This is a genomic window from Flavobacterium sp. ASW18X (assembly GCF_005144745.1).
In the GTDB taxonomy this organism is placed as follows: Bacteria; Bacteroidota; Bacteroidia; order Flavobacteriales; family Flavobacteriaceae; genus Croceivirga.
Genome location: NZ_SWKK01000019.1, coordinates 76284 through 82509, shown reverse-complemented (window position 1 = coordinate 82509; position 6226 = coordinate 76284). Strand labels below are relative to the sequence as shown.

Genomic DNA, 6226 nt, shown 5'->3' with positions numbered 1-6226 from the left:
GATAGCGCCGATGGTACTGCCACACCAGGTGGGAGAGTAGGTCGCCGCCTCCTTCAAACCCCTTTACAATTCGTAAAGGGGTTTTTTTATTCCATCGACTAATTGGAATGAATAAAAAAAGGCAGGTTTAATACCTGCCTTTTGCTAATCCAAATAGGTTACTATTACACCCTTGGAAGATCGCCTTGGCCTTTTAAAGGTAATTCTGATTTGCCCATTAGATATTTATCTACATGATGTGCTGCTTGTCTGCCTTCAGAGATTGCCCATACTATTAGGGATTGTCCACGTCTTTGGTCTCCTGCAGCAAAAACTCCAGGGACGTTTGTTTTATAATCGTTTTCTGAGGCTTCTATATTAGTACGTCCGTCAAATTTTAATCCAAATTGTTCTGCTAGGGTGGTTTCCGAACCGGTAAAGCCTAATGCTAATAAAGCCAAATCACATTTCCATTCTTTTTCAGTTCCTGGAACTTCTTTTAAATTAGGACGCTGTCCTGGCTTAAATTCCCATTCCACCTCTGTAGTTACTAAACTCGTAAGATTACCTTCAGCATCACCTTTAAATTCCTTTGTAGAGATGCTAAAGAAGCGTTCTGCTCCTTCCTTATGAGAGGTGCTAGTTCTTAAACGCATGGGCCAAAATGGCCAAGGTTGATTTTCTGGTCTTTCTGTTGTGGCCATAGGCATAATTTCAAAATTGTTAACTGATTTGGCACCATGTCTTATAGATGTACCTATACAATCCGAACCAGTATCACCACCCCCAATTACTATAACGTTTTTATCTGTTGCCAAAATTTCATCACCAGTAAAGGAAATGTTGTCCACACGTCTGTTGTTTTGTGGTAAAAATTCCATGGCTTGGACTACGCCTTTTAAATCGGAGCCTGGAATGGGTAAATTTCTTCTAACGGTAGCCCCGCCACACAATACAACTGCATCAAACTCATTCTGTAGTTCGTTAGCTTTAATATCTATACCTACGTTAATCCCAGTTTTAAATGTAATACCTTCTTTTTCTAATACTTCTAATCGTCTATCTATAACGTGTTTTTCCATCTTAAAATCTGGAATTCCATAACGAAGTAAACCACCAGGTTTTTCGTCACGCTCAAAGACAGTAACCATGTGTCCTGCTCTATTTAGTTGCTGTGCAGCCGCTAATCCTGCAGGTCCTGAACCAATTATAGCTACTTTTTTGTCGGTACGAGTTAATGGCGGTTGGGGTTGAATCCAACCATTTTTGAATGCAGTTTCTACAATGTTCTTTTCTATATTTTCTATGGAAACAGGGTCTTCATTAATTCCTAATACACAAGCTTCTTCACATGGTGCTGGACATAATCTACCTGTAAATTCTGGAAAATTGTTAGTAGAATGTAAAATTCTTGCTGCTTTCTCCCATTTTCCTAGGTATACTGCATCGTTGAAATCTGGAATTAAGTTACCAAGTGGACAACCACTATGGCAAAATGGAATTCCACAATCCATACAACGTGCACCTTGGACTTTAACCTCTTCTTCTTTTAAAGGTTGAGTAAATTCTTTATAGTTTTTTATTCGGTCTTCTACAGGCGCATAGCTTTCGTCCATACGCTTATACTCCATAAATCCTGTTGTCTTTCCCATGTTGGTTGTTATATGGTTTCCATTTTCTCCTGTTCTAATCTAATTAAGGCCTGTCTGTATTCTTCTGGGAATACTTTTATGAATTTGCCTAAACTTTCTTCCCATTTTTCTAATATTCTTTGTGCTAATGGGCTCAAGGTAGCATTGTAATGGTTTTCTATTAATTCTTTTAATTCTGCAATGTCTTTATCTTCTTCTACAGCCAATAGGTTTAATGCCTCGTTTTTACAACGTTTTCTAAAAGTTTCTTTAGCATCATAAACAAAGGCAATACCTCCACTCATACCTGCTCCAAAATTTCTTCCTACTTCACCTAAGATAACAGCTACACCACCTGTCATATACTCGCATCCGTGGTCTCCTATACCTTCTACAACGGCTTTTGCACCAGAATTACGAACACAGAAACGTTCTCCAGCTTTACCGTTTATATAAGCTTCACCAGTGGTAGCGCCATAAAGGGTAACATTACCAGTGATAATGTTATCTTCGGGAACTATAGTTGCCGAATCTGGTACTTTCACGATTAATTTAGCACCTGAAAGACCTTTGCCCAAATAATCATTGGTGTTGCCATTTACTACCATGGTTAATCCTTTGGTTGCGAAAGCACCAAAACTTTGGCCTGCAGAGCCTGTAAAGTTTAGTTTTAAGGTGTTCTCTGGTAACCCTTCGGCTCCATATATTTTGGAAATTTCATTACTTATTATGGCGCCAACTGCGCGGTCCGTATTACAAATTGGAAACTCTAAACTTGTTTTCTCTTTACGGAAAAGAGCTGGGTGAGCTTTTGCAATAATATCAAACTCAATAGAACCATGGATGTCATGTACTTGTTGTTCTGTGTTGAATAACGGAGTACCCTCTGGCACCTCTACTTGATAAAGAATTGGAGTTAAATCTATGCCCGCAGCTTTGTAATGTGCCAAAGCTTTTTTTCTGTCTAATTTTTGAACTTGCCCAACCATTTCATTTATGGTTCTAAAGCCTAACTTTGCCATGATTTCTCTAAGTTCTTGAGCTACAAAATACATGTAGTTTACTACGTGTTCTGGTTTTCCTTTAAACTTTTTACGTAACTCAGGATTTTGTGTGGCTATACCCACAGGGCAAGTGTTTAAGTGGCACACTCGCATCATTACACAACCGGATGCCACAAGTGGAGCAGTAGCAAATCCAAATTCTTCTGCCCCTAATAAGCACGCTATGGCAACGTCTCTACCTGTTTTCAACTGTCCGTCGCACTCTAAAACAACTCTGTTTCTCAAATCATTTAAAACCAATGTTTGTTGTGCCTCTGCAATGCCAAGCTCCCAAGGCAATCCTGCGTGTTTTAAGGATGTTAATGGAGACGCACCTGTTCCTCCATCAAATCCTGAAATTAAAATAACGTCTGCTTTTGCCTTGGCAACACCAGCGGCAACAGTACCAACACCAACTTCAGAGACTAGTTTTACATTTATTCTAGCTTCTCTATTGGCAGATTTTAAGTCGTATATTAATTGAGATAAATCTTCAATAGAGTAAATATCATGGTGTGGTGGTGGTGAAATTAACCCTACGTAAGGGGTAGAATTTCTGGTTTTAGCAATAGAGGGATTAACTTTTGGTCCAGGTAATTGCCCGCCTTCTCCAGGTTTAGCCCCCTGAGCCATTTTAATTTGTATTTCCCTGGCGTTTGTTAGGTAGTTTGATGTAACACCAAACCTACCAGAAGCAACTTGTTTAATGGCACTGTTACGCCAATCTCCTGTAGGACTCTTGTAAAAGCGCTGTTCATCCTCTCCACCTTCTCCAGAATTGCTTTTACCACCAATTCTATTCATTGCAATGGCAAGATTCTCGTGAGCTTCTTTACTAATACTACCGTAAGACATTGCACCTGTTTTAAAGCGCTTTACAATTTCTGTCCATGGTTCTACTTCTTCTAACGGAATTGGGTCATAGTTGGAGAACTCGAATAACCCTCTAATAGTCATCAGGTTTTTAGATTGCTCATTTATGAGTTCTGAATACTCTTTATAAGTAGAAGGTTCATTGCTGCGTACTGCTTTTTGTAATTTGGCAATGGACTCTGGATTAAACATATGTTTAGCTCCATTTCTCCTCCATCGGTATTCGCCGCCTATCTCTAAATCTAAATTTGCGTCTATTTTGTCATTATAAAACGCTTGTCTGTGACGTTTAGCAACTTCTTTTTCTATTTCGTACAGTCCTATACCCTCTATACGTGTTGGGGTATTTGGGAAATATTTATCTACGACTTTAGTGTTTATACCAATACATTCAAACAATTGTGAGCCACGGTAAGAATTTAAAGTAGAGATTCCAATTTTATTCATCACCTTAAGAATACCCTTACCAACCGCTTTATTATAATTAATGATGGCATCTTCAAAAGAGTAATCAGTTATATTGTTTTCCTCTATCTGTTTGCCAATAATTTCATTCACTAAATAAGGATTGATGGCACTTGCACCAAATCCAAATAATAGTGCAAAATGGTGTACTTCTCTAGGTTCCGCAGATTCTACTATGATACTTAACTTAGAACGTTTGCCTAATTTGCTTAGGCCACTATTAACAAAAGAACAGGAAAGTAGTGCTGGTATTGGGGCCATTTCTTTGCTTACCATTCTGTCTGATAAAATAATAATATTGGCTCCGTTATTTGCCGCCTCAGAGGCTTCATCTAAAATTCTTTGTAAAGCTTCTTCTAGCCCATTGTGTCCTTTTTCAATTTCATAAAGCGTAGAAATTGAAACAACTTTATAATCTGGACTACGGTCATGGTTTTTTATTTTGTCTAAATCCTCCTTGGAAATTACTGGATTCTGAATTTTCAATTTTCTACAATGTAATTCAGAAAACTCAAAAATGTTATGGTCACTACCTAAGGTTAAGCTAATGTCCGTAATTAACTCCTCTCTAATCCCATCTAATGGGGGATTAGTTACTTGTGCAAATAATTGTTTAAAGTAATTGTAAATTAATTGTGGTCTTTCTGACAGTACGGCAATTGGCGTGTCTGAACCCATAGAACCAATAGGTTCCTTACCATGTTCTGCCATTGGCATTATAATGGTGTTGATATCTTCTTGTGTGTAGCCAAATGCAGCAGTTCTTGTATCTAATGGAAATTCGCCTAAGAATATAGGACAGTCGTTATACGGAATGTCTTTTAAGTGAACTAAATTTTTATTGAGCCATTCTTTATATGGGTGTTTATTGGCGATAGCTTCCTTAATTTCTTCATCATTAACAATACGGCCTTCTTCCATGTTTACCAAAAACATTTTACCAGGCTCCAACCTACCGTGATACTCGATGTTTTCTGGTTCTAAATCTACCACACCTGTTTCTGACGACATGATAACGTATCCGTTTTTGGTAACGGAATAACGAGAAGGTCTTAAACCATTACGGTCTAATACAGCGCCAATATAGTTGCCGTCTGTAAATGGAATAGAGGCAGGACCGTCCCATGGTTCCATTAAACAGCTGTTATATTCGTAGAATGCCTTTTTGCTTTCAGACATTTCATCATTCTTTTCCCAGGCCTCTGGGACTAACATCATCATTACCTCTGGTAAAGAACGACCCGTCATTAAAAGTAATTCTACCACCATATCCATACTAGCAGAATCCGATTTACCTGGTAATATTACAGGTATTACCTTTTTAATGTCTTCTCCAAACCAATCACTAGCCATTAATTCTTCTCTAGATCGCATTCTAGCTACATTACCTCTTAGGGTGTTAATCTCTCCATTATGGCACATATAGCGGAAAGGCTGTGCTAAATCCCAAGTTGGGAAAGTGTTAGTAGAAAAACGTTGGTGTACTAAAGCCAAACGAGTAACCACTCTAGGGTCCATTAAATCTTCATAATATTTACTAATGTCTTGCGGCATTAATAAACCCTTGAAGATGATTATTTTTTGAGACAAGCTAGGAAGATAGAAAAACTGACTTTGACTTAATTTGGAAGCCTCAATCTCATGTTCTGTCTTTTTTCTAGCTACAAATAGTTTTTGATTGAATTTAAAATCATCTTCAATGTTGCCCTTGCCAATAAAGATTTGCTTAACTGCAGGTTCAGTTTCTTTGGCAATACTACCTGGGACGGACTTATTAACCGGTACATCTCGCCACCCCAATAGTTCTAAACCTTGTTCTTCTATATTGCTTTTAAAGGTATCTATGCAAAACTGACGTTGGTTTTCTTTTTGAGGTAAGAACACATTGCCAGTTGCATATTCACCTGCTTCTGGTAAGTCAAAATTACAGACATTTTTAAAGAATTCGTGCGGTATATCTATAAGGATACCCGCTCCGTCTCCTGTTCTACCGTCTGCGCTAACGGCACCACGGTGCTCTAGTTTAACTAATATCTCTAGGGCCTTGTGAATGATGTCGTTAGACTTCTTTCCTTGCAGGCTACATATAAACCCCGCGCCACAGTTATCGTGTTCAAATTCGGGTAAGTACAATCCTTGTCTCTCTGGCTTCATTGAATATGGTATTTACTCAAATTTATCATAAACAATGAATTATGTACAATAAAGGATGTTAAACACAACAAAAATTTTAGC

General features: G+C 38.2%; 2 protein-coding genes. Both read right to left on the bottom strand.

Annotated features, from left to right (window positions below; all coding sequences use genetic code 11):
• Window positions 1-164: 164 nt before the first annotated feature.
• Window positions 165-1631 carry a glutamate synthase subunit beta gene (locus FBT53_RS13445; RefSeq protein ID WP_136951704.1) on the bottom strand — a complete coding sequence of 489 codons (1467 nt, stop codon included), beginning with the start codon at window positions 1629-1631 and terminating at the stop codon, window positions 165-167.
• 8 nt (window positions 1632-1639) lie between these two features.
• The gene (gltB, locus tag FBT53_RS13440) at window positions 1640-6145 is read right to left on the bottom strand and encodes a glutamate synthase large subunit (protein WP_136951703.1); all 4506 of its coding nucleotides are present in this window, start codon (window positions 6143-6145) and stop codon (window positions 1640-1642) included.
• Window positions 6146-6226 lie beyond the last annotated feature (81 nt).